The following is a 24,267-nucleotide window of genomic DNA, read 5'->3' as shown; positions in this document are numbered from 1 at the left end:
CGTCCTGATTCCGCCATTCTGTCGGAAGGTCAAGCGCCTCTGGCATGATTCGCATGAAAAAAGCGAATCAATTACCCGACTTAGCGCGCCCTGCTCCTTGGGGAAGCCCGGCCACGCTCTCATTCCTGTTCTCAGCTGCACTTAGGCTCGCCCGGCCCTGCCCGACGAAACGCCAAATCCTTCGATCAGCGCTTCCGTCGCCTGTACATCCTGAAATTGCGCCTGAATTTCGATCAGATGGCGGAAGTTTTCGTCCGAAGGATCCGCTTCGAGAGCCGCTTCCGCCTGTTTCAGCTCCTTATGTAAGGTGCGCGCGCTGCGCTGCAAGTGCAGGGCCTGGTTCAGGGCATCGCGGGCATCGTCGAGCGCGGCCGTCTCCAGCGCCGGCCATTGCCGCGCCCGCCGGATCAGGCCGACGGCGCGCTCCCAGATCTCCGCGCAGCCGGCGCGTTCGATCGTCGCCACCACGGCATGGCGGTCATTGGCCATGTCATGCGCCATCGCGTCGAGGATGGCGGCGTGCAGCCGCTGCAGCTCGGAATTGGCGAGGTCGAGAAATTCTACATGGGCGAAATTCTCGTCGATCAGCGCCGGATGGTTGACCAGCGCCACGATGATCGTCGCCTCGCGCACCGACATGCCCTCGCTGCCGCGCTTGACCAGCGCCGACTGGCCGAGGCTTTCGGTGATCGCCATGCGGCCGCCACCAGGCTTGGCGAATTGCCCGCCGGGCGCGGCTGCCTTGCCCTGTCCCGGTTTCCAGTCCTGGCGCCCTTGCCGCGCATCGCGCTGCGAGCCGAAGAAGCTCTTTTCCCGCTCACGCATTTCCTGCTGGTAGTGATAGCGCGTGCTTTCGTCGCGGATGCGGCTGGTCAACTCCCGCAGCGTCTTTCCCAGTTCCGCCCGCCGTTCCGGCGTGTCGAAGACACCGCCGGCTGTCTCGCGCATCCACAACAGGTCGACCAGCGGCCGCGCATCGGCAAGCACCGCGCGGAAAGCGTCAGGCCCCTCGGCCTTGACGAGGTCGTCGGGATCCTTGCCTTCCGGCAGCAGCGCGAAGCGCGCCGAACGGCCGGCCTGCACCGAGGGCAATGCCAGATCCGCGGCACGCCATGCCGCCTTCAGCCCGGCCTTGTCGCCGTCGAAGCACAGCATCGGCTCCGGCGCCATGCGCCACAACAGCTCGAGCTGGTTCTCGGTGAGCGCGGTGCCGAGCGGCGCCACGACATTCTCGAAGCCGGCCTGTGCCAGCGCGATCACGTCCATGTAGCCTTCGACGGCAATCACCGTGCCGCCCTTGGCCAGAGCCTTGCGGGCACGGGCGAAATTGTAGAGCACATTGCCCTTGTGGAAGAGCTCCGTGTCGGGCGAGTTCATGTATTTGGCCAGCGCATCGGGCGCCAGCGCCCGGCCACCAAAGGCGATGATCTTGCCGCGCGAATCCGGGATCGGGAACATGATGCGGTCGCGGAACCAGTCATAGGAGACCGGAATGTCGTCGCCGTGGCGCACCAGCCCGCACGCCTCGATATCGGCTTTCGGCACGCCCTTTGCGGCGAGATGCTCCTTCAAGGCATTGCGGCTATCGGGCGCGAAGCCGAGCCGGAACGAATGCTGCGTCGCCGGCGTCAGCCCGCGGTCCCGCAGATACGCGCGGGCCTTGGCGCCCTCGGGTCCCTGAAGCCGTTCCTGGAAGAAGGCGGTCGCCATTTCCATGACGTCGGTCAGGCTGGCGCGTTCCTTCTCGCGCCGTTCCTCCTGGACGTCGCGGACTGGCATCGGGACACCGGCCATGTCGGCGATCTTCTCGACCGCTTCGGGGAAGCTCATTCCGTCGAGTTCGGTGAGGAATTTGAAATGGTCGCCCGAGACCGAGCAGCCGAAGCAATGGTAGCGGCCCTTCTTGTCCTCGCAATGGAAGGACGGGCTCTTCTCGCCATGGAAGGGACAGCAGGCCCAATAGTCGCCGCGCGACGTATTGGTCTTCTTGCGATCCCACGCGACGCGCTGGCCGATAACAGATGAAATCGGCACGCGGTCGCGGATCTCGTCGAGAAAGGCGGGCGGAAAGCGCATTGAGGGAACTCGTTTCCCCTCCATATAAGCATACCCGCGAAATCCGACGACCCCCAATGCGGACGATGCCCGGTTTCCACAGGGCAAAAAGAAAGGCGGCCCTTTGCGGACCGCCCTTCCCAGCTCAATCCAGCGATCGAACCTTACCGCGCGGCAAGCGCGCCGAAGACGACGCCGGAGAGGATGCCGACCAGCACGTAGTCGTTGCCGACGCGGATCCATTCCTGGCCGCGGCCGGGACGATGCAGGCCGTAGCGGCCATAGTCGCGGATCGGCTGGTGTTGCCTCCAGCCGGAATACTTCTGGCCGTTGCGCCAGTTGTTGCGCTTCACGACGACCTTCTTCTTGTAGACGCGCTTCCTCACGTCGTTGTGGTGGCCTGGCTTCTGCCAGTCGACCTTGGTGTAATTCGACTGCGGCGCGACCGGGGCGTTCATCGGCGCGGCCTGACCGGTCATGGAGGTGGCGGCCAGCATCGTGACAGCGAGAGCGGAAAGGACAATGCGTTTCATAAGAGGTCTCCTTGGTTGTCGATGCCCGAGGAATAGCGGCCGGGGGATGAACTGAAACTGAACGGCGGCATTACAATTGTGTAATGAAATCCTCCGCTTATTTCGAATATTTGAACATCATCGCAAAGACAGCCGCCACAAGCACGCCAACCGGCCGCTTCCCTGTCCCACCGCGACCCGGCGATGCAACCATTTGCGCACCCGTCCATTTCCCGACACCGCCTGTCGCCTTGCGGCGGCCCCTTGAAATCGACAAGATTTTATTATCCGGCTAAAATATTCCGGCTATATATGACGACTACCATGATCATGATTCGTACCCTCGCTTCCCTTCCTGACCGCAGCGCCGTCCGCACCGCGCGCCCCGCCCGCATGCAGGCGCCGCAATGAGCGGTTCCGTCGTCCTTCTGCATCTGGCCGGCGCTGTCGCGCTGATGCTGTTTGCCACCCGCATGGTCAAGACCGGCGTCGAACGTGCTTATGGTGATGTGCTGCGCCATCGTCTGCGCGCCACCATGCGCAATCCGATCATGGCGGTGCTGGCCGGCACCGGCCTTGCGATCGCGCTGCAAAGCTCGACCGCCGTGACGCTTCTGGTGGGCTCCTTCGCCGGCTCCGGCATCGTTTCGGGTGCCGCAGGCCAATTGGCCGTGCGTGGCGCCGAGATCGGCTCGGCGCTGGTGGTCAAGCTGCTGACCTTCGACCTCACGCTTTTGGTGCCGCTCTGCCTGATCACCGGCACGGTGATGTTCATGGCCACCGAACGGCGCGACTGGCGCCAGACCGGCCGCATCCTGGTCGGCATCGGCCTTTTGATCCTGTCGCTGGAAATGATCGGCCAGGCATCGGAGCCGCTGCGCAACAGCCAGCTCATGCCGGTCATCATCAATTACTTCTCCACCGATTCCATCACCGCCTACCTGCTGGCGGCGCTGATCACCTGGCTGTTCCAGTCGAGCATCGCGGCGGTTCTGCTGATGGCGACGCTGGCCGGCCGTGGCCTGATCAGCCCGGAACTCGGCGTCGTCCTCATCCTCGGCGTCAATCTCGGCTCCTCCATCATCGCACCGATGCTGACCCGCTCGGCCGGGCCCGCCGTGCGCGTCGTGCCGATCGGCAATCTCCTGATGCGCGGGCTTGGCTCGCTGGTCATGCTGATCCTGTTCATGATCTTCCGGCCGCATGTCGGCTTCCTCGGCGCGACGGCCGCGGATCAGATCGTCAACGCCCACATCCTGTTCAACGTCATCATCCTGCTGGCAGGCCTGCCGCTGGCCGGTTTCGTCTACCGCGCTTCGGAGAAGATCGTGGCGCTTGGCACCAAGCCGGAGCCAACGGCCTCGCTCGACGTCGTCGAGTTGTCCGCGCTCAACGAGAGCGCGCTCGACGTGCCGAGCCAGGCGCTGGCCAACGCCACGCGCGAGGTGGTGCGGGTCTGCGAGACGGTCGAGATCATGCTGAAACGCATCATCGAGCTCTATGAGAGCGCCGACGCCGACAAGATCAAGGCGCTGGCCGCCCTCGACGACCGCGTCGACCGGAAGCATGCCGCCATCAAACTCTACCTCGCCAAGGTCACCAAGAACCCGCTGACCGAGGACGAGGCGCTGCGTTGCCAGGAGTTGATCGGCGCCTGCGTCAAGCTCGAGCAGGTCGGCGACATCATCGTGCGCAACATGCTGGTGCATGTGAAGAAGAAGTTCGATCGCGGGCTGGAATTCACCGACGAAGGCTGGAGCGAGTTGTGCGCCTTCCACAGCTCGGTGCTGGCCAATGCAAGGCTCGCCTTCAACGTGCTGGTCTCCCGCGACCCTGAAACCGCCCGCCAGCTGGTGCTGGAAAAGGACCAGTTGCGCGACCGCGAGAAGGAAACCAGCGCCAGCCATTTCCTGCGGCTGCGCGAAGGCACCGCCAAGAGCGTCGAGACCAGCTCGATCCATCTCGATACCATCCGCGACCTGAAGCAGATCAACTCGCTGCTGGCGTCGATGGCCTATCCGGTGCTCGAAGAGCGCGGCCTGCTGACGGGGTCAAGGTTGAAGGCGAGCTGAAGCCACCCCACCGGCTGCGGTGCTCACTTGACGGCAAAATACCTTTGCTCCGCTTCCGGCAGACAGGATAAGGATCGGCTACCCAGGCTTTCGGAGGAATCGATGGACACCCATTCGCGCAGTTTTGCCAAGGCGCTGTCCTGGCGCGTGACCGGCACCATCGACACGCTGATCATTTCCCTGGTCGTCACAGGAAGCGTCAAACTCGCCGCGGCCATCGGCATAACCGAGGTCTTCACCAAGTCCCTGCTCTACTATTTCCACGAGCGGGCGTGGCTGAAGATTCCCTATGGCCGCAAGAACACGGCCTGAAGCTGCCGGTCAAGAAAACCTAAAGTCGCGACAAAAATTTCTGGATTGCCCCCGCGGTCCATCCGTGGTTTGAGGCCATTCCAGCCAAGGCTTCCCCATGTCGCTTCCGCTTGTCGCCCTGTTCATCGCCGCTTTCGCCTTCGGCACCACCGAATTCGTCATTGCAGGCGTGCTGCCGCAGGTGGCGCAAGGGCTTGGCGTCTCTGTCCCATCCGCCGGCTATCTCGTTTCCGGCTATGCTTGCGGCATCGCCATAGGCGGCCCGCTGCTGGCGCTCGCGACCAAGTCCTTGCCGCGCAAGACCTTGCTGCTCGGGCTCGCCGTCGCCTTCACCATCGGCCAGGCGGCCTGCGCGCTGGCGCCCGACTTCACCTCGATGCTGCTGCTGCGCGTTGCCGTCGCGGTCGCGCACGGCGCCTATTTCGGTGTCGCCATGGTGGTCGCTGTCGGCCTCGTTCCCGAAGACAAGCGCGGCATGGCGGTGGCGGTCATCCTGTCCGGCCTCACCGTCTCCAACGTCATCGGCGTGCCGGCCGGCACGGCGATCGGCAACATCTGGGGCTGGCGCGCCACCTTCTGGGTGATGTGCGGGTTGGGCGTGGCGGCGACTCTTGCCATGGCCGCCCTGTTGCCGCGCACCACCGGCTCATCGGCCAAGCCCGCCGGCCTTGCCCGTGAGGTCCGCGTGCTGGCACGCCAGCAGGTCTGGACCTCGTTGATCCTGATGCTGATGCTGATGCTCGGCCAGTTCTGCCTGTTCACCTACATCACGCCGACCCTGCTGGAGGTCACCGGGCTCGACGAGAACCTGGTGCCCTGGGTGCTGCTGCTCAACGGCGTCGGCGCCACGCTTGGCGTCTTCCTCGGCGGCAAGCTGTCGGACTGGAAGCTGATGCCGTCGCTGATCACCATGCTTGGCCTACAGGCGGCGACGCTGGCGGTGATCTACGCCGTCAGCCCCTACCCCGTGCCGATGGTCATCGCGATCGTCATCTGGGGAGGCCTCAACTTCGCCATCGGCACGCCGATCCAGACCCGCATCCTGGCGTGGACGGCGGATGCCGCCAACCTCGCCTCCTCGCTGATCCCGTCCGGCTTCAATGTCGGCATCGCGCTTGCCGCGTCGCTGGGCGCCGCCATGCTCAATGCCGGCTACGGCTACCGCAGCCTGCCGCTGGTCGGAGCTTTGGCGATGCTGGTCGCCGTGGTGGTCGCAATTGTCTCCCAGGTCTGGGAAGGGCGCAGCAACGCCACGCCGCCGCTGACGGCTCCAGCCGAGTAGCGGCTTCAGCTTTCGGTCTCCTTCAGCACGTCGATGAAGGCGCGCAGCGCCGGCGGCACCAGCCGATGGCCCGGATAATAGAGGAACAGGCCGGGAATGGGCGGACACCAATCGTCCAGCACGGTGACAAGCGCTCCCCGGTCGAGGTGAGCCTTGGCGGATTTGTCAGAGATGTAAGCAATCCCCATGCCGCCGGCGGCGGCCTCGGCCATCAACTCCATATTGTCGAGTGTCAGCGCGCCAGGGACATCGATCGCGATCTCCTGGCCATGTTTCTCGAACTCCCATCGGTAGGGTTTGCCACTCGGCAACCGAAACCGGATGCAGGTTTGATCCCTGAGATCATCCGGGACGCGCGGAACCGGGCGACCTGCCAGATAGGCCGGCGATGCAACGGCAATGAAGCGTGTCGGCCCGCCGAAGCGCACCGCAACCATGTCTTGCGGCACGGCCTCGCCCAGACGGATACCGGCATCAAAGCCTTCAGCGACGACATCGACCAGTCTTCCCTCGGTGACGAGATCGAGCGAGACTTGGGGGTAGCGCTGAAGAAAGACCGGCACCACGGATCCGAGCAACAGTCGCGCACCGATCTCGCTGGTGTTGATCCGCAGCGTCCCTGATGCAAGACCACGGAAGTCGTCGACCTCTGCCAATGCGGCGTCGATATCCGACAGAAGCGGCCGCAGGCGCGTAACGAGCCGCTCGCCCGCCTCGGTCGGCGCAACGCTGCGCGTGGTGCGATTGAGCAGGCGCACACCCATGCCCCGTTCCAGCGTCCGCATCATGTGGCTGAGCGTGGACGGCGAAAGGCCGAGATCGTCGGCCGCCTTGCGGAAGCTCCGATGCGAGACAATCGCGGCGAGCGCAGTCAATTCCGGAAGTCCGGGCTTACCGCTCATGGGAAATCTTCATCAAGCTATATCAAATTGAACGGATAGTATCATGAATTGGATCGAGTAGTCTTGGCTGAAGTCAACAATGAGAGGACATTTCCCATGACCAGGACATGGTTCATCACCGGCACCTCATCCGGTTTCGGGCGACTTTTGACAGAAAGGCTTCTGGCCCGTGGCGACCGTGTCGCCGCGACTGTACGAAAGCCACGGACGCTCGCCGATTTGAAGACGCAACATGGCGATCGGCTCTGGATCGCGTCGCTCGAAATAACCGACACCGATGCTATCCGGGCGACGATCGGCAGGGCCTTTGGCGAACTGGGACGCATCGATGTCATCGTCAGCAACGCCGGCTATGGCCTCTTCGGCGCCGCCGAGGAACTGGAAGACGGCCAGATCCGCGACCTGATCGACACAAACCTCATCGGCTCGATCCAGCTGATCCGGGCAGCACTGCCGCATCTGAGGAAACAGCAGGGCGGCCGCATCCTGCAAGTCTCCTCGGAGGGCGGACAGATGGCCTATCCCGGCTTCAGCCTCTATCACGCCACCAAATGGGGCATCGAAGGCTTCGTCGAATCCGTTCGCCAGGAAGTTGAGCCGTTCGGCATCGGGCTGACGCTGGTCGAGCCCGGGCCGACACGCACGAACTTCGGTGCCAGCCTGGTCAGTTCCGGGTCCACGGATGCCTACGAGAACACCCCGGTCGCGGACTTACGCCGGGCTTTTTCCGAGGGTTCGTTCGACATCAAGGGCGATCCCGGCAAGATGGTCGAGGCGATGATCGCCTCGGTGGAGCAGGATCCCGCGCCTCGACGATTGACCTTCGGCGCCACCGCCTACGCCTCAATCCATAGCGCGCTCCAGGGCAGGCTTGCGGAGTTGGAGAACCGGAAGGACGTGGCACTCGCCATGGATATCGACCCCTGACCCAAACGGTAGCGTGCGGTCACCCGCGCCAGCGCAAGAGGCGCATGGCGTTGGCGGTGACCAGCACCGTGGCGCCGGTGTCGGCCAGGATCGCCGGCCAGAGGCCGGTGATGCCTAAGACGGTCGTGACCAGGAAGACCGCCTTCAGCCCCAGCGCCACGGTGATATTCTGGCCGATATTGGCCATCACCGCACGCGACAGCCGCACCATCCGGACAACGTCCGTGACGCGGCCATGCAGGATCGCCGCATCCGCCGTTTCCAGCGCCACATCGGTGCCGCCGCCCATGGCGATGCCGATGTCGGCGGCGGCGAGCGCCGGCGCGTCGTTGATGCCGTCACCGACCTTGGCCACCGTCAGCCCTTCGCGCTGCAACTCGCCGATCATCCGCTGCTTGTCCTGCGGCAGCAGTTCCGCCCGCGCCTCGATGCCGAGCGAGGCGGCGATGGCTTCCGCCGTGCGGCGATTGTCGCCGGTCAGCATCACCGCGCGGATACCCTCGGCCTTCAGCGCCGCGATGCCCGCCGCCGCGTCCGGCCGCGGCTCGTCACGCATGGCGATCAGCCCGGCCAGCACACCATCGGCCACCAGCACAGACACGGTCTTGCCCTGGCCGTTGAGGCTGTCGATGGCAAGGCGCTGCGCTTGCGTCATGTCAGTGCGTTCGCCCGCCGCCGGGCCCGAACCGAGGAAGATGGAGACGCCGCCGACGCTGCCCTCGACTCCCTTGCCGGAGATCGCCTTGGCCGAGAGCGCCGGCGGCACCGGTGCCTTGTCCGCCTTTGCCCTGTCCAGGATCGCCACCGCCAGCGGATGGCTGGAGCCTTGCTCGAGTGCCGCCGCCAACGCCAGTACGCTGCGTTCGTCGCGGCCATAGGCCACGATGTCGGTCACCACAGGCTTGCCCGCGGTCAGCGTGCCGGTCTTGTCGAAGGCGACCGCGGTGATCCGGCGAAAGCCTTCCAGGACCGCGCCGCCCTTCATCAGCAGGCCCCGCCGGGCGCCGGTTGCCAGCCCAGCGGCGATTGCCGCCGGCGTCGAGATGACCAGAGCGCAGGGACAGCCGATCAAAAGGATCGCCAGGCCCTTGTAGATCCATTGGTTCCAGTCGCCGCCGGCGACAAGCGGCGGCAGCACCGCCACCAGCGTGCCGACTGCCAGCACACCGGGCGTATAGTATCGTGAAAAGCGGTCGATGAAGCGCTCGGTCGGCGCCTTGGCCTCCTGCGCTTCCTCCACCAGCCGCACCACGCGGGCGATGGTGTTGTCGGAAGCGGCCGCCGTCACCCGCACCTTCAGCACGCCGTCGCTGTTGATCGTGCCGGCGAACACAGGCTCTCCAACGCTCTTGCGCTTCGGCGTGCTCTCGCCGGTCACGGGCGCCTCGTCAATGTCGCTCGAACCCTCCGTGATCTCGCCATCGGCCGGGATGCGGTCGCCCGGCCGCACCGTGATGACGTCGCCGACCGCAAGGTCTTCGGCGAGAACCTCAACCGTGCCGCCTCCCCGCTCGACCAGCGCCGTCTTCGGCACCAGATCGGCAAGGCCCTGGATGCTGGCCCGCGCACGGCCGGCGGCGACACCCTCGAGAAGCTCCCCGATCAGGAACAGCACCACGACGGCTGCCGCTTCTTCCGTGGCGCCGATCATCACGGCCCCAACAGCGGCGATGGTCATCAGCATCTCGATCGAGAACGGCGTGCCGGCGAGTGCCGCCATCAGCGCACGCCGCGCGATCGGAACGAGACCGACCAGCAAGGCGGCCAGGAAGACCCAGCGCTCGGTCGCGGGATACAGATGACCGATGCCATAGGCGGCCAGGAGCGCTGCCGCGCAGGCCAGCGTCAGCGCCGCGCGACGGCCGCGCCACCACGCCTGCCCAGGCTCGGCATGGCTGTGGAGATGGGATGACCCTGCGGCCTCCTTGGTGATTTGTTGGCCGCCGCCATGGTCGTGGCCTTCGTTTCCGTGACCTTCATGGTCATGGCCTTCATGGTCAGGGCCCTCGTGGTCATGAGCGGCATGATCATGCGCCTTGGCCGTTGGCCCGCCGGCCCGGGCGTCCGCCTTGACGATGCCGTAGCCCAGCCGCGCCACCTGCCGCAGCACCTCGTCATCGTTGAGCGGACCGCCATGGCTGACGGTCATCGAGGCGCCGGTCACCGAGACCGAGACATCGGCCACACCGTCGAGGCGGCGCACCGCCGTATCGATCTTGGCCGCGCAGGAGGCGCAATCCATGCCGCCGATCCTGAACCGTGTCTGCTTTAGAAGAGCCGTCATCACATCACCTGTCTGCTCTTTCACCGGCTGCCGCGCCGGACCTTGCACCTTGATGTCAGCCAATGTAATTGCTCTAGTCACTAGAGCTTCAAGAGGCAAAATGCATGTTTTCGATCGGTGATCTCTCGCGCCGCACCGGGGTCAAGGTGCCGACCATCCGTTATTACGAACAGATGGGCCTGGTCGCCGCGCCCGAACGCTCGGAAGGCAACCAGCGCCGCTACTCCAGGCAGGAGCTGGAACGGCTGGCCTTCATCCGCCACGCCCGCGACCTGGGCTTCGCCGTCGAGGACATCCGTTCGCTGATCGAGCTCAGCTTCCATCCCGAGCAGCCTTGCGGCCATGCCGACAAGATCGCGCAGGAGCAGCTGGTTTCCGTGCGCGAAAAGATCGCCCAGCTGAAGCGGCTGGAAACCGAGCTGGAGCGCATCGCCTCTTGCTGCGACGGCAAGACGGTCGGCGACTGCTACGTCATCCGCGCGCTGTCCGACCACGCGCTCTGCGCCGACGAGCACAAGTGAGACTTTGATTTCAGCGAGGAGATTCATTTTCGCGGCGAAAGGAGTTAATCGGCGGAAAAGAATCGAACAGCGGCAAGGCAGGGACAACGGATGAAAGTGTTTATCAGCGCCGACATAGAGGGTACCGCCGGCATAGCGGACTGGGACGAGGCGCTGAAGGAAAGACCGGATTACCAGGAATTCCGCGAACTGATGACCGCCGAGGTCGCCGCCGCCTGCGAAGGCGCCAAGGCCGCCGGCGCCAAAGAGATCCTGATCAAGGACGCGCACCAGACCGGGCGCAACCTCATTGTTTCGAAACTGCCCGACCATGCCAGCATCGTGCGTGGCTGGAGCGGCCACCCCCATGTCATGATGTTCGGCCTCGACAAGAGTTTCGACGCGGCACTTTTCACCGGCTATCACGCCAAGGCCGGCGTCGAGGCGAACCCGCTTGCCCACACCATGAACGACAGGATTTCGCGGCTGATCATCAATGGCGAGGTCGCCTCGGAGTTCACCGTCAACGCCTATACCGCGGCCCTGCTCGGCGTCCCGCCAGTGTTTCTGTCGGGCGATCGCGGCATATGCGATGACGCCCGCGCGCTCGTGCCGGAAATCGGCACGGTAGCGGTGAGCGAAGGCTTCGGACGCGCCGCGCTGTCCATGTCGCCGGCGCGAGCGATCGACCGGATTCGCGAGGGGGTGGAAAAGGCGCTGTCGCGTGACCTGACGGCGTGCCGGCTCGATCTGCCCAGGCATTTCGACGTGGAGATCGAGTTCAACAATCCGACCGACGCCTACCGCGCCAGCTGGTATCCGGGAGCGGAGCATCCGCGCGAGCGCACCTTGCGCTTCGTCTCCGACGATTATTTCGAGGTGCTGCGCGCGCTGCGCTTCCTCACCGTGTGACGCCACTGGCCGAGCTGGCCGCCGCTTCCCAGAAACGGTTGGCGATCGGGCGCGCGCCATCGGCGTGGCGATAGAGGCGGATCTCGGTGGTCAGCTCCCAGTCGGGATCGACGGACGCCGGCACAAGTGCTCCCTGGGCCAGTTCGCCGGCGATCAGACGTTCCGGCAGCCACGACACGCCCCAGCCGGCGAGCGCCATCGCCTTGTGGCCGATGCAGATGGTGTTCTCATGCGTTGTGTTGCGCACGAAGGGCGCACGCTTGGCGAACAGCTTGTTCAGCGCCATGCCGAAAAATGAGAAGTCGCCATAATCGATATAGGGCAGCGGCGTGTGTGTCCTCAGCGCATGGTCGAGCAGCGGTCCCTCCGGATGCGGCGCCGCCACCGGCTTCACCTTCTCCGTACCCAGCACGAGGAAGGAAAAGCGCGAACTGTCGAGCAAGAACGGCACCGAGGGATGGAAATAGGTCAGCAGGAAATCGCAATTGCCGTCGAGCAGCGTGTCGATGTTCTCCTCGATGCCGCCCTTGTCCGGGCTGACATGCGAACTGAAGCGCGGCAGGTGCGCGCGCATGTCGTCCAGCCATGCGGGCAGGAAGGTGACAGTTAGCGTGTGCAGCGCCGAAAACGTCACCCTGTGCTTTTCCGCCTCGTTGCGCGGGCGCAGTGAATCGCGATTGCGATGCATAGTGCGTATGGCGTCCTCGGCCATCGGCAGGAAGCGCGCGCCCTCCGCCGTCAGCGTTATGGGAAAGGTCGCCCGGTTGACGAGGGTGGCGCCCATCCAGCCTTCGAGCTGCTTGATGCGCCGGCTGAAGGCCGGCTGCGTCACGCCGCGCAGATAGGCAGCCCTGGAAAAACTCAGGCAGCCGGCCAGGCAGCAGAAATCCTCCAGCCATTTCAGTTCCATGCAATCCAGTCTCCCGCGTCTTGCGCAGCTCCGTATAGCGGCCTTTCCTCACGCCGCGCAAATCCCATGCAAAAAATGCATAAGCACGAAGAAACATGGCATTGGCCACGGTCCAGCGATGCCACTAGCGTCCGCCCACTTCATCAAAACGGGAATGATCGTGGCGCGCGAAGTCTATGTGGAAGGCAGTTTCGTCAGCGAGCACGAGGCGAGGATTTCGGTCTTCGACAGGGGGCTGCTGTTCGGAGACAGCATCTATGAGGTGACCGCGGTCATCGAGGGACGCCTGATCGACAATGATCTCCACCTGGCGAGGCTCGAACGGTCGCTTGGCGAACTCGAAATCCCGATGCCGCTCTCGAAGGAAGCAATCGTCGAAGTCCAGACCCAGTTGATTGCCCGCAACAAGCTGCGGGAAGGTGTCATCTACCTGCAGATCAGCCGTGGCATCGCCGACCGCAACTTCGGCTATGCCGAAGACATCAAGCCGACCTTCTTCGCCTTCACCCAGGCCAGGGATATCAGCGACACGGCGGCATTGCGCGACGGTATCCGCGTCGCCGTCGTCGACGACCAGCGCTGGGCACGACGCGATATCAAGACCACCATGCTGCTTGCGCAGGTCCAGGCCAAGCATGTCGCCTCTCAACGCGGCTGCAAGGAGGCCTGGCTGGTAGAGGACGGCTTCGTCACCGAGGGCGCCTCCTCCACCGCCTATATCGTCACCGCCGACAACCGCATCGTCACACGTGCCAACTCGCGCGCCATCCTGCCGGGCTGCACGCGCCGTGCCGTGATCAAGGTGGCCGATCAGTTGAACCTGGTCGTCGACCAGTCACGCTTCACCGTCGAAGAGGCGCAGAACGCCCGCGAGGCCTTCCTCACCAGCGCATCGAGCCTGGTGACCCCGGTGATTGAAATTGCGGGACGAGCGATCGGCGACGGCAAGTCCGGGCCGGTCACGCGGCTCCTGCAGAAGACTTATCTGGACCTGGCATTGGGGAGCCCCGCACAGGTTCGGTAGGAGAAGACCCGCAACGACAATCAACAATGGGGAATTGAAAATGAAATCCTTGAAATACGCATTGTGCGCCTCCGTCCTGACATTGGCCTGCGCCACCTCGGCAGTGGCCGAGACCCAGGGCTATGGCGACTGCCAGGTGACCGGCGAGCGCGGCACCGACAAAATCACTCCGGCGGTTGCCGGCCAGTTCACCGTCATCATCAATCTGCCGGCGGTCGGCCAGTTCAACGGCGATACGCCCGACACGATCAAGGACGGCTACGAGTTCTGCATGGCGGTCAACATAGCGCATCGGCTCGGCCTCGATACGGTGAAGCTGGTCAACGCCTCGTTCGATTCCATCGTCGCCGGCCAGAACAAGGATTACGACATCGCGCTGGCGCTGATCTCGGTGACGGAGCCGCGCAAGAAGGTCGTCGACTTCTCGGTGCCCTACATACAGTCGGACAATGGCGTGGCGGTGAAGGCCGGCAACACGGTCACCGAAGAAACCATCAAGACCAGCCGCGTCGGCGTCCAGGCGGGCACGACGCTGGTGCAGTTCGCGCAAGAGACCCTCAAGGCCAAGAGCGTCGATGTGTTCGACGACACGGCCTCGATGTTCACCGCGGCAGCCGCCGGCAAGGTGGACGCCGTGATGACCGATCTCGGCATCGTGCTCGGCCAGGTGGCGAATTCCAACGGCAAGCTTGCCGTCGTCGGCAAATACGCCACCGACCGGCCGACCGCCGGCATCTATCCGAAGGGCTCGCCGAACGGAGCGGTCATCGACAAGGTCATGACCGACCTCAAGAACGACGGCACGCTGAAGAAGCTGGAGGCCGCTTATCTGCTGCCGTCCTGGGGTGGCCTCTCCCCCGACAGCGTGCCGACCTGGAAGTACTGATGTCGACACCGACAGCCGAATCGGGAAACGAGCGCGCCAGCCAATGGCGCGCTCGCAGCAAGGTCCGCACGCATGGCAGGCGGGCCTGGGTCGTGCTCGGCGTGGCTGTCGCGACGTTCCTCGCCATCGCCTGCACGTCCCTGCATATCGCCGCCTATGTACTGCGGCAGGGCTGGCCGAACGTGCCTGTCCAGATCATGTCGGCGCTCGCCTGCGTGCCGCCGCTATGGGTCATCGGGCTTGCCTGGCGCGCTGTCAGGCTGTCGGCGCGCGCGGCATCCTCGGATGATGTACATGCCGGCCGCGAACTCGGCTCCATATCCTCGGATGCATCCTGGAATGCCCTGTCCTATTCGGTGGCGCTCCTGATCATCTGCGCCTTCGCCTGGTTCCTGGTGGTCAACGATGCCGCCGTCAGCCGGACGTTCTTCGATCTCGACCTGATCTGGGAGTCGGCCTGGACCATTCTCAAGGCATTCGGCACCAACATCTCGATCTTCTTCTTTTCCGCGATCCTCATCCTGGTCTGGGCGCTGGTCGTCGCCATCGCCCGCACCTTGCCTGGCAAGGCTGGCCGGCCGATCCGCACGCTGGCGATCGTCTATGGCGACCTGTTCCGCGGCCTGCCGGCCATCATCACCATCTATCTCATCGGCTTCGGCCTGCCGCTGACCGGCCTGCCCATCCTGAAGGATCTGTCCTCCAACGCCTATGCGATCATCGCGCTCACGCTGACCTACGGCGCCTACACCTCGGAAGTCTATCGCGCCGGCATCGAAAGCGTGCATCCGAGCCAGATCGCGGCGGCGCGTTCGCTGGGCCTCTCCTATTTCAGGACGATGCGCTATGTGGTCGTTCCGCAGGCGGTACGCGGCATCATTCCGCCGTTGATGAACAACTGCATCAGCCTGCAGAAAGACACCGCGCTGGTCGCCATCATCGGCACCATCGATGCCTTCAACCAGTCGAAGATCGTCGCCAGCAACAACTTCAACCTGTCGGCGGTGACGACTGTGGCGCTCCTCTTCATCCTCATCACCATCCCGCAGGCCCGGTTCGTCGATCGGCTGATCGAGCGGGACCGCCGCAAAATGCGCTCGGGATCCTGACGAGCGGGGAGTAACCACCATGGCATTGGTCGAAATCGACAAGGCCTACAAGCGATATGGCGCGGTCGAGGTGCTGAAGGGCATTTCGCTGGACATCGAGGAACACCAGGTGGTCTGCCTGATCGGCCCCTCGGGTTGCGGCAAGTCCACGCTGCTGCGCTGCATCAACTGTCTCGAGCCCATCCAGGGCGGCGAGATCAGGCTGCATGGCGACCGCGTCACCGGTCCGGGCGTCGACCTCGACCTGCTCCGGCGCGAGATCGGCATCGTCTTCCAGAGCTACAACCTGTTCCCGCACATGAGCGTCATCGAGAACATCACGCTCGGCCCGGTCAAGGTGCTGGGCACGCCGCGCAAGGCGGCCGAAGACAAGGGCATGGCGCTGCTCGAACGGGTCGGCCTCGCCGCCAAGGCACGGGAATATCCCGACCGCCTGTCCGGCGGCCAGCAACAGCGTGTGGCGATCGTGCGCGCGCTGATGATGGACCCTGCCCTCCTGCTGCTCGACGAGATCACCTCGGCGCTCGATCCCGAGCTCGTCTCGGAAGTCCTGGACATCGTGCGCGACCTGGCGACCAAGGGCATGACCATGGTGCTGGCGACGCACGAAATGGGATTTGCGCGCGAGGTTGCCGACAAGGTCTGTTTCCTGCAGGAAGGGCTGGTCTATGAGGAAGGCCCGCCTTCGCGGATTTTCGGCAACCCGCAGGGCGAACGCACCCGCGCCTTCCTGAAACGGATCATCGACGCGGGACGTTTGTAAGGAGCAAGGATGATCAGGACTGTCGGTGACTTCGGCCTGACCTGCGGCACCTTGCCGGCGGGCGCAATGAATTCCATCACCGACGTGCCCGGCGTGCGGGTCGGCCATTCCACCCTGCGCGATGGGCACATCAACACCGGCGTGACCGCGATCTTGCCGCATGGCGGAAATCTGTTCCGCAAGAAGGTGACGGCGGCAAGCCATGTCATCAATGGTTTCGGCAAGACGGTCGGCCTGACGCAGGTGCAGGAACTCGGCACCATCGAAACACCTGTTCTCTTGACCAACACGCTCTCGGTCGGCACCTGCGCCACGGCCCTGATCCGCGACGCCATCCGCCAGAATCCGGATATCGGCCGCACCACCGGAACCGTCAATCCGGTGGTCGGCGAGTGCAATGACGGTCCGCTGAACGACATCCAGGCCCTGGCCGTGACCGAAGAACACGCCCTTGCCGCACTGGCGGACGCTCGTGAAGGCGCGGTCGAACAGGGCAATGTCGGCGCCGGAACGGGAATGAGTTGCTTCGGCTTCAAGGGCGGCATCGGCTCGGCGTCCAGGAGAATCGCGCTTGGCGGCGAACATCACCTTGGTGTTCTCGTGCTCTCGAATTTCGGCAGGCCGGGCGACCTCATTCTGCCCGATGGGCGCCGGCCCGACCCCAGGCGGCCGGCCGAGGCCGAACGCGGTTCGATCATGGTCGTGCTGGCAACCGACGTGCCGCTCGAACACCGCCAGCTCGAGAGAGTAGCACGCCGCGCCGGGGCAGGCATCGCGACACTTGGCTCCTTCTGGGGCCATGGGAGCGGCGACATCGCCATTGCCTTCAGCACCGGCAATCTGGTCGACCACGATGAAAGCCGCGATCTCGTACCGCTGCTGGCGCTCAACGAAGCGCGCATCGACATCCTTTTTCGGGCGGCGGCGGAAGCCACGCAGGAGGCCGTGCTGAACTCCATGCTGTCGGCCGAAGCCTTCACCGGCAGGGCCGGCAAGCATCGCGCATCGCTGGCCGACTGGCTGCGCGGTCAGGCGTAGCGACGAGGCGGCCTACAAGTCGATCCGGAACCGCAGACTCTCCACCCCGCCATAGGCTGCGTCCTCGAGGAAGCGCTCGACGAGCTTGCCGCCATTGGCCAGGATCACCTTGTGTGATGCCGGATTGCCCGGCTTGGCGGTGATCTCGACATAGGGAAGGCCGACCGCCCTCGCCTCGTCGAGCATCAGCCGCAGGGCCTCGGTGGCGTAGCCGCGCCGCTGCTTCCAGGGCACCACCGCATGGCCGATATGGCCAAGCACATGCGACGGCAGCATCGCCGTTCCCTTCTGCCAGCGAAAGCCGATCGAGCCTGACGCCTCGCCATCCCAGATCCAGCGGCGAAATCCCGGCAGGCGCGGCACTTGTGTGCCATCGGGCAAGGTGATCGGGCCGCCCCTGGCTTCAGGATCATCCAGGCTGGCCAGGAAGGCCACCGGAGCCTGCTCTATCGCCGCGAGCTGCTCGCGCGTCGCCTCCACGGGCCGAACATTGTCCGGTGACCAGCCGCGCTCGAGCGCCGCCTTGTAGGACGGCAGATGTTCAAGCGCCGGCTTGACGATCTCGACCATGATCCATGCTCTCCCAGTGACGCAGGGATAGCCTTGGCCGCTGGAGCGCTCAAGCCGCCTGGAAGCGGATCTCGCCCTCGTTCAGGAAGCAGGCCTTGTCGAAAAGGGACAAATCAAGCGGGTTGGGCAGGCGAACATCACTGATATCCGGGACCGGCTTCTTTGCGGGATCGTAGGACCGGTCGATCTGCGAGATGAAGACCAGGATCACGCCGCTATCGCGCGCGAAAGCCTTCAGTGTGCGGACCTGGTCCATCAGGCCTGGATTCTCTCGTTTCTGATCGAGCAGTTGCAGGTAATCGATGACCGCCAGCGTGCCACGCGGCGCCGACCCCAACACCCTGACGATATAGCCGGCGCTGATGGCATCGGAAGTGTCGAACTCGAACAGCCGGTCGAACCGGGCCGGCTCGACGCCGATGGCGCGGAGCCGCTCCAGTACATCGCGTTGCGTATATTCCAGCGTGAAGAACACGCTGCGGTGGCCCGACTTCATCGCTTCGACCGCCAGTTCGAGGCTCATCAGCGTCTTGCCATGGCCCGGCCGCGCGCCGACCAGAACCAGGTCACCAGGTGTGAGTTGCGCGAACAACCTGCTGGCGGGCGCCGTCTCGGACAGCTTCGCCGCAAGCAGGCTCCAACTGGCAAATCCCTCTTGCGCGGCAATACGGTCAAGCGCCCGGTGGAGCGGGATTTTTGCCTCGCGCGACAACAGCCTGGCTTGACGCTTCAGATGGTAGGCGGGCGCGGATAACATCATCTCAAAAACCTCCTGGTGCGAGCAGTTTTCGCAACCCCTCCTTATGCCTGATGCTCGAACAGTCGGTTCGGTGACGAGAGTGCCCCGCATGAACGAATGCTTTTCCCGGTGGGGGGAGGAGGCGTGGGCCACGCCAGAATCAGATGATAGCTCAATCCGAACGGACGTAGAATTGGCGTCGCGAAAATCGTTGCACCCCGCACGCACCGGGAGACTTCAGCCCGCGTTTGCCAGGGCGACCGCATCCTGGCCTGCCGGAAAACGGAGTTTGCCCGAAGTGTCGTGGACAGCGGCCCAGATAGCTTCGGCAACGTCGCTTTCCTTGGTGGTCAGCGCGGGCCGGGCGAAGGCCGCGAAGATCGGGGCCGCGAAATCGGCATAGGCTTCAGGGATCATGTCTTCGATACGCACCGAAGTATTATGCGAAAAACGCGTTGTTGGCGCGTATCCGGGCTCGACCAGCTTTGCGCGGATACCGAAATAGGCAAGTTCGTGCGCGAGCGATCCGGTGAAGCCCTCGATGGCCTGCTTGCTGGCGGTGTAGGCGGCCGCCAAGGGCATTGCGGCGAGGGTGGCGCTTGAGGTGACGTTGACGATCACGCCGGACCGGCGCTCGCGCATCTGCGGAATCACGGCCTGCGCCATGGCCATCACGCCAAGCGTATTGGTCTCGAAGACCTTTCGGATGTGCGACATCGTCGTCGCTTCAAAGGCGCCGACCACGCCGATGCCTGCATTGTTGACAAGAACATCGATCGGACCCGCGGCTTTGACGGTCGCCGAGATACTGGCCTCGCTGGTGACGTCCAGCGGCAGGACCCTCAGGCGCTCCGAGCGCGGCAGTATGTCCTCCCGCGGTGTCCGCATGGTGGCGATGACGTTCCACCCGTTGACGAGAAAATGGCGGGCTGTCTCGAGGCCATAGCCAGATGAACAGCCGGTGATGAGGATCGTTTGCATGCTTGGCTCCGTTGGTTTCAATGCCCTTTCGTAGGCTTGCCAACACAGACGATCCATAATCAATAGTCTTATTTTTATTTCCAACTGTCCAAAAATGGCTCATACCGGGCGAGCAAGTGACCTTGAAGAGGCTACGCCGCGCGAGGCACTGCCCTATGCGGTCACGCGGGCGTCGCGGGCGAACTTGCCCGGTGAGCAACCAAGCCGTTTCCTGAAAGCAGTGCTGAAGGCGCTGGCGGACTCGTAGCCGATCTCACCGGCTATTTTGTCCAGGGTTTTCGAGCCTCGGATGAGAGCATCCTTCGCCAGCGCCATGCGCCAGCGGGCCAGGTACTCGATCGGGCCGCAACCGAGCACGTCCACGAAGCGAGCCGCGAAGGCCGACCGCGAAAGTCCCGCGATCCTGGCGAGCTCCGCGACCGTCCAACCCGCCCGGACATCCCCGTGCATGGCGCGGAGCACGCGCGCCAGCGCCGGATCCCGCATCCCGCCGAGCAGGCCGGCCGCGTCGGAACCGATGCCACGCCATCGCAGCGCTTCGACGAGCAGAATCTCGAGCAATCGCTGCAAGACCATTTCCTTGCCCGGATCTTCGTTCTCGCACTCCTCCATGATGAGGCCGATGACCCTGCCAAGCCTGGAGGAACGCCCCTGCGATCCCGGCACGTGGATGACGCTCGGAAGCAGAGCGAGCAGAAGCGCGGCATTGACCGGCTCGATTCGAAACGTCCCGCCGAGCGCGACAAAATCCGGGTCTCCATCTTGCTCGCCATGCTGGACGGCAACGTCCATTGGCGTCCGGAGCTCACAGTCGATGCCTGGATGGCTGCTGAGCGAGAAGGCCGGCGTGGAAGGCAGCAGAAGGAAGTCTCCCTTCTCGAACTTGACTGGATCCTGGCCCGCAAAGGCGATCCAGCACGTGCCCTCCACGATTATTGTAAAGCCAGGCGCATCATAGGCGGCGTAACGCACGCCCCATCGGCCACGCCCCTTGATGGGCTTGGAAATCGCCGTGCTGGGTTGCAAAAGAGCAATGATGTCGCTGAGAGGATCCATTCCAGACGATCCATAATTATTTTGCGCTCGGTAATTATAGATCGTCCTCCCGGCCTGTCCAGTTTGGCTGGGAGCGCGGCAGGCGTCCCTGCAGTGCGTCATCCGCAGGCTGATCGCAAAACGATCGCTGCGGGCAAGCTAAACAAGATGTGTCTCGCCGATGGGCGCGGGACATTTTATGATTGGTTGCGGATATGACGCCGCAAGGATTCGCATGGCTTCGGCAGGAGAATTGATCCGGTGCGGTTGAGATCTGTCCCATTGGGTGTGGTCGTCACCCTCAGCCTCCTTGTCATGGTCATTGCCTTGACGGCGACGGCCCGATCCTTCGCCGCATTGCAGCCATCAGGTGTTCCGGCCTGGCTGCAGGCCCATGTCGGCGACAGCGACGGCCAGATCTCGGCCGTGGTGCTGGAGCGGGCGCGAGCGCTCTACCTGAAAAAGGTGGCGCAAGGCGCGGTCAGGAACCCCTGTTACTTCGCCATGGACGCTACACGTCCCGGCGATCTCGGCAATGGCGTGCTGGGGCGCCGGTACTATGTCATCTGCGAGGCCAGCCAATCGTTTCGCGCCATCGCGTCAGGCCACGGCGGCGGAAAAAATCTGAAAGGCACTGCCGATTTTTCAAATGGCAGGCGCTGCTCCAAGAACTTCGGCAATGCCATGGATTCGGAGCTGACCGCCGGCGGCGCCTATGTCACCCGCGAGGCGAAGACCTCCTTCAAGGGCTTCTACAGCACCGGCGCGAAACAGGATGCCGCCTTCCTGCGGACTTTCATCCAGTTCGACGGCGAGGGCGAAGCCGCCAATGCGAGACAAAGGGTGATCGGCGGCCATGCGGCGCAAGTGCTGCGCGCCATGTGCATGCGCAAAAGCCCGAACAGCTCCTATGCCGACCATGATGGCCTGGTGCCGTTCGGCAAGCTGGTCGAGTATGCCGGCGGCCGCAGCAATGGCTGCACCAGCTGGTCGCCGGCGGACGCACGGCAGATCATCGCGATGGTGAAGGACAATCCGACGACACTCTACATCTATCCGGAATCGCGCGACATCGCCGCCGTCGCGCAGGCGGCCAAAGGCCATTCGCCATCCGGCGAGGCGCCCTATTGGAACGCATCATGCCTTAAGGAAATCGGCGCGCCGAAATTCTGGCCGCAAAAAACCCTCGAGCCGATGATCGCCCAGTACAAGAAGGATCACCCCGCCCCACCCGTGCAGCCGCTGCCGATGTGCAAGGGGCCGTGAACCGGCAGGACGGCTTGGCGGCCACCATCAGGTCGAGCCGGGCAACGAGTGCCCGCCAGCCCTTGAACCTTCCAGGGCGGACATGCTGGATGAGATCGGCGAAAGGCACCGTCCTGCTCTGAGGTGAAAGAAGACAATCTCGGTCGTGATCCTCGGCCAGCGATAGGCCCCTACTGCAGCAGCCCTTTGACGATGCCACTCGCCTTGCCGAAATCCATCTGGCCGGCATATTTCTGCTTCAGCGCGGCAATCACCTTGCCCATGTCCTTCTGGCTGGCGGCACCGGTCTCGGCAATCGCCTCGCGCGCCGCGGCGGTGATCGCGGCATCATCGAGCTGGGTCGGCAGGAAGCCGCGGATGATCTCCATCTCGCCGCGCTCCTGCGCCGCCAGTTCCGGCCGCTTGCCGTCTTCGAACGCCTTGGCCGATTCCTCGCGCTGCTTCACCATCTTGGCCAGGATCTGCAGGATTTCCTCGTCGCTGGCGGGGTCCTTGCCCGAACCTCGATTGGCGATGTCGCGATCGTGGATGGCGGCCTGGATCAGCCGCAATGTCGGTAGCCTGTGCTTGTCCTGCGCCTTCATCGCGCTCTTCAGGGATTCGGCGATTTTTCCGCGCATGATGTTTTCTCCTTCGGTCGGCGCGGACAATAGCGCCGGGGCCCAGCCAAGGCAAACCCAGATATTGTGGACCAAGCCTCTGATATTGCTTGATGAAATAAATCATGGCGGCATTTCGCATGATCATTGACCGCCCTGCCCCCTTCCCCTATGTACTGGGCCTTGCATGAACTGAAGCTTGAATGCGTGGAGGCCGCGAATTCGCCGCTCCGCGCCGTTTGCTGCGCGGATGGCCCGCCGGGCCTTTTGCAGCGCGCAGCCTGATAGGAGTGCCGCCATGGCCGAGACGACGCCCGCGCTGACCCCACCCTGGGCCACCGAAAAGCCGACCGCTCTTCTGGTGCTGGCCGACGGGACCGTCATCGAGGGCCGCGGCCTCGGTGCCACCGGCTCCGCCGTCGCCGAAGTCTGCTTCAACACCGCGCTCACCGGCTATCAGGAAATCCTCACCGACCCCTCCTATGCCGGCCAGATCGTCACCTTCACCTTCCCGCACATCGGCAACATCGGCACCAATGGCGAGGACATCGAGGATCTCAACCCCGCCGCCCGCGCCGGCGCCGTCGGCGCCGTGTTCAAGGCCGATGTCACCAACCCGTCCAACTACCGCGCCGCCGGCGATCTCGACCAGTGGCTGAAGAAGCGCGGCATCGTGGCGCTGTCGGGCATCGACACCCGTGCGCTGACCGCGCTGATCCGCGAAAAGGGCATGCCCAACGCCGTCATCGCGCATGCGCCGGACGGCGTCTTCGACCTGGACGATTTGAAGCAGCGCGCCGCCGCATGGTCGGGTCTGATCGGGCTCGACCTCGCCAAGGAAGTCACCTCGGGCCAGTCCTCGGTCTGGCGCGAGACGCCCTGGGTGTGGAACGAAGGTTTTGGCGAACAGACTGATCCGTCGCTGCACGTCGTGGCCATCGACTACGGCGTCAAGCGCAACATTTTGCGCCTGCTCGCCGGCCTCGGCGCCAAGGTCACCGTGGTGCCGGCCAAGACAGGCGCCGAAGAAATCCTCGCCATGCGGCCCGACGGCATCTTCCTCTCCAACGGCCCTGGCGATCCGGAAGCCACCGGCGACTATGCCGTGCCCGTCATCCAGGATCTGCTGAAGACCGACATCCCGGTGTTCGGCATCTGCCTCGGCCACCAGATGCTGGCGCTGGCGCTCGGCGGCAGGACCGCCAAGATGCATCAGGGCCATCATGGCGCCAACCATCCGGTCAAGGACCACACCACCGGCAAGGTCGAGATCGTCTCGATGAATCACGGCTTCGCCGTCGATGCCGATTCGCTGCCCGAGGGTGTCGAGGAAACCCATGTCTCGCTGTTCGACGGTTCGAACTGCGGCATCGCGCTGACCGGCCGTCCGGTGTTCTCGGTCCAGCATCACCCTGAAGCCTCGCCCGGCCCGCAGGACTCGCACTATCTGTTCCGCCGTTTCGTCAACCTGATCCGGCAAAAGCGCGGCGAGGAATTGCTGGCGGAGCGGGCTTAATTCGATCCGTCAGCGCGGCCCCTCATCTGCCTGCCGGCACCTTCTGCCCGTGAACGGGCAGAAGGAAGCTGTG

The 24,267-nt window shown here is 64.2% G+C and carries 23 protein-coding genes; 13 read left to right on the top strand and 10 right to left on the bottom strand.

The features are described 5' to 3' along the window. Nucleotides 1-141: 141 nt before the first annotated feature. Entirely contained in the window at nucleotides 142-2,076 is a 1,935-nt protein-coding gene (gene dnaG / locus EB230_RS12305; RefSeq protein ID WP_056578579.1) for a DNA primase, read from the bottom strand. A 143-nt stretch (nucleotides 2,077-2,219) separates the two neighbouring features. After that, nucleotides 2,220-2,588, bottom strand: coding sequence for an RcnB family protein (locus EB230_RS12300; protein ID WP_056578582.1), 369 nt, complete (start codon nucleotides 2,586-2,588; stop codon nucleotides 2,220-2,222). Between the two features lie 386 nt (nucleotides 2,589-2,974). Here EB230_RS12300 and EB230_RS12295 point away from each other — a divergent pair, with 386 nt between their 5' ends. The 3 genes from EB230_RS12295 to EB230_RS12285 all read left to right on the top strand — a co-directional run bounded on the left by EB230_RS12295 (nucleotide 2,975) and on the right by EB230_RS12285 (nucleotide 6,233). Continuing rightward, a complete protein-coding gene (locus EB230_RS12295) occupies nucleotides 2,975-4,639 on the top strand; it encodes a Na/Pi cotransporter family protein (protein ID WP_172372493.1) in 1,665 nt (554 codons plus the stop codon). Nucleotides 4,640-4,741: 102 nt separating this feature from the next. Then, nucleotides 4,742-4,951: a DUF2061 domain-containing protein gene (locus EB230_RS12290; protein ID WP_056578587.1), complete on the top strand. Its 210-nt coding sequence runs from the start codon at nucleotides 4,742-4,744 to the stop codon at nucleotides 4,949-4,951. Nucleotides 4,952-5,048: 97 nt separating this feature from the next. Beyond that, nucleotides 5,049-6,233, top strand: coding sequence for an MFS transporter (locus EB230_RS12285; protein ID WP_172372492.1), 1,185 nt, complete (start codon nucleotides 5,049-5,051; stop codon nucleotides 6,231-6,233). Between the two features lie 5 nt (nucleotides 6,234-6,238). On the opposite strand, the gene EB230_RS12280 is transcribed toward EB230_RS12285, so the two are convergent. Further along, a complete protein-coding gene (locus tag EB230_RS12280; RefSeq protein ID WP_056578593.1) occupies nucleotides 6,239-7,135 on the bottom strand; it encodes a LysR family transcriptional regulator in 897 nt (298 codons plus the stop codon). A gap of 96 nt (nucleotides 7,136-7,231) precedes the next feature. Here EB230_RS12280 and EB230_RS12275 point away from each other — a divergent pair, with 96 nt between their 5' ends. Further along, nucleotides 7,232-8,062 carry an SDR family oxidoreductase gene (locus tag EB230_RS12275; protein WP_172372491.1) on the top strand — a complete coding sequence of 277 codons (831 nt, stop codon included), beginning with the start codon at nucleotides 7,232-7,234 and terminating at the stop codon, nucleotides 8,060-8,062. A gap of 19 nt (nucleotides 8,063-8,081) precedes the next feature. On the opposite strand, the gene EB230_RS12270 is transcribed toward EB230_RS12275, so the two are convergent. Next, on the bottom strand, nucleotides 8,082-10,346 hold the full coding sequence (locus EB230_RS12270; protein WP_172375047.1) for a heavy metal translocating P-type ATPase: 2,265 nt from the start codon (nucleotides 10,344-10,346) through the stop codon (nucleotides 8,082-8,084). Between the two features lie 104 nt (nucleotides 10,347-10,450). On the opposite strand from EB230_RS12270, the gene EB230_RS12265 reads away from it, so the two are divergent. Together EB230_RS12265 and EB230_RS12260 are read left to right on the top strand one after the other, a co-directional pair. Then, nucleotides 10,451-10,867 (top strand): helix-turn-helix domain-containing protein, encoded by a 417-nt coding sequence (locus tag EB230_RS12265; RefSeq protein WP_056578599.1) that lies wholly within the window; start codon nucleotides 10,451-10,453, stop codon nucleotides 10,865-10,867. Nucleotides 10,868-10,957: 90 nt separating this feature from the next. Beyond that, nucleotides 10,958-11,758, top strand: a complete 801-nt coding sequence (locus tag EB230_RS12260) for a M55 family metallopeptidase (RefSeq protein ID WP_056578602.1) — start codon at nucleotides 10,958-10,960, stop codon at nucleotides 11,756-11,758. Here the strand turns inward: EB230_RS12260 and EB230_RS12255 are convergent. Next, entirely contained in the window at nucleotides 11,748-12,668 is a 921-nt protein-coding gene (locus tag EB230_RS12255; protein ID WP_056578604.1) for a LysR substrate-binding domain-containing protein, read from the bottom strand. The two genes, EB230_RS12260 and EB230_RS12255, sit on opposite strands and share 11 nt — an antisense overlap. A 160-nt stretch (nucleotides 12,669-12,828) precedes the next feature. Here EB230_RS12255 and EB230_RS12250 point away from each other — a divergent pair, with 160 nt between their 5' ends. Genes EB230_RS12250 through EB230_RS12230 form a run of 5 tightly spaced genes read left to right on the top strand, consistent with a single transcriptional unit; the run spans nucleotide 12,829 to nucleotide 17,488 of the window. Next, the gene (locus EB230_RS12250) at nucleotides 12,829-13,692 is read left to right on the top strand and encodes a D-amino-acid transaminase (RefSeq protein ID WP_172372489.1); all 864 of its coding nucleotides are present in this window, start codon (nucleotides 12,829-12,831) and stop codon (nucleotides 13,690-13,692) included. Nucleotides 13,693-13,732: 40 nt separating this feature from the next. After that, the gene (locus EB230_RS12245) at nucleotides 13,733-14,578 is read left to right on the top strand and encodes an ABC transporter substrate-binding protein (RefSeq protein ID WP_172372487.1); all 846 of its coding nucleotides are present in this window, start codon (nucleotides 13,733-13,735) and stop codon (nucleotides 14,576-14,578) included. Further along, entirely contained in the window at nucleotides 14,578-15,687 is a 1,110-nt protein-coding gene (locus EB230_RS12240) for an amino acid ABC transporter permease (RefSeq protein ID WP_172372485.1), read from the top strand. Before EB230_RS12245 ends, EB230_RS12240 begins: the two co-directional genes overlap by 1 nt. Before the next feature lie 19 nt (nucleotides 15,688-15,706). Beyond that, nucleotides 15,707-16,450 carry an amino acid ABC transporter ATP-binding protein gene (locus EB230_RS12235; protein ID WP_056578613.1) on the top strand — a complete coding sequence of 248 codons (744 nt, stop codon included), beginning with the start codon at nucleotides 15,707-15,709 and terminating at the stop codon, nucleotides 16,448-16,450. 9 nt (nucleotides 16,451-16,459) lie between these two features. Next, nucleotides 16,460-17,488: a P1 family peptidase gene (locus EB230_RS12230; RefSeq protein WP_172372483.1), complete on the top strand. Its 1,029-nt coding sequence runs from the start codon at nucleotides 16,460-16,462 to the stop codon at nucleotides 17,486-17,488. Nucleotides 17,489-17,500: 12 nt separating this feature from the next. Here EB230_RS12230 and EB230_RS12225 read toward each other — a convergent pair whose 3' ends face one another. The 4 genes from EB230_RS12225 to EB230_RS12210 form a co-directional block, all read right to left on the bottom strand. Then, nucleotides 17,501-18,058: a GNAT family N-acetyltransferase gene (locus EB230_RS12225; protein WP_172372480.1), complete on the bottom strand. Its 558-nt coding sequence runs from the start codon at nucleotides 18,056-18,058 to the stop codon at nucleotides 17,501-17,503. 49 nt (nucleotides 18,059-18,107) lie between these two features. After that, nucleotides 18,108-18,818 carry a DNA helicase gene (locus tag EB230_RS12220; RefSeq protein WP_056578622.1) on the bottom strand — a complete coding sequence of 237 codons (711 nt, stop codon included), beginning with the start codon at nucleotides 18,816-18,818 and terminating at the stop codon, nucleotides 18,108-18,110. A gap of 216 nt (nucleotides 18,819-19,034) precedes the next feature. Beyond that, on the bottom strand, nucleotides 19,035-19,778 hold the full coding sequence (locus tag EB230_RS12215) for an SDR family oxidoreductase (protein ID WP_056578625.1): 744 nt from the start codon (nucleotides 19,776-19,778) through the stop codon (nucleotides 19,035-19,037). 153 nt (nucleotides 19,779-19,931) lie between these two features. Further along, nucleotides 19,932-20,834 (bottom strand): AraC family transcriptional regulator, encoded by a 903-nt coding sequence (locus EB230_RS12210; protein WP_172372478.1) that lies wholly within the window; start codon nucleotides 20,832-20,834, stop codon nucleotides 19,932-19,934. A gap of 240 nt (nucleotides 20,835-21,074) precedes the next feature. Between EB230_RS12210 and EB230_RS12205 the strand changes: the two genes are divergently transcribed. After that, nucleotides 21,075-22,079, top strand: a complete 1,005-nt coding sequence (locus EB230_RS12205; protein ID WP_056578631.1) for a hypothetical protein — start codon at nucleotides 21,075-21,077, stop codon at nucleotides 22,077-22,079. A gap of 170 nt (nucleotides 22,080-22,249) precedes the next feature. Here the strand turns inward: EB230_RS12205 and EB230_RS12200 are convergent, their stop codons facing one another. Further along, nucleotides 22,250-22,699 (bottom strand): GatB/YqeY domain-containing protein, encoded by a 450-nt coding sequence (locus EB230_RS12200; RefSeq protein WP_056578994.1) that lies wholly within the window; start codon nucleotides 22,697-22,699, stop codon nucleotides 22,250-22,252. Between the two features lie 277 nt (nucleotides 22,700-22,976). Here EB230_RS12200 and carA point away from each other — a divergent pair, with 277 nt between their 5' ends. Beyond that, nucleotides 22,977-24,194: a glutamine-hydrolyzing carbamoyl-phosphate synthase small subunit gene (gene carA, locus EB230_RS12195; RefSeq protein ID WP_172372476.1), complete on the top strand. Its 1,218-nt coding sequence runs from the start codon at nucleotides 22,977-22,979 to the stop codon at nucleotides 24,192-24,194. Nucleotides 24,195-24,267 lie beyond the last annotated feature (73 nt).

Origin of the sequence: Mesorhizobium sp. NZP2234, from assembly GCF_013170765.1 — a bacterium.
Taxonomy (GTDB): domain Bacteria; phylum Pseudomonadota; class Alphaproteobacteria; order Rhizobiales; family Rhizobiaceae; genus Mesorhizobium; species Mesorhizobium loti_D.
This window is presented reverse-complemented; position numbering and strand designations above follow the sequence as displayed.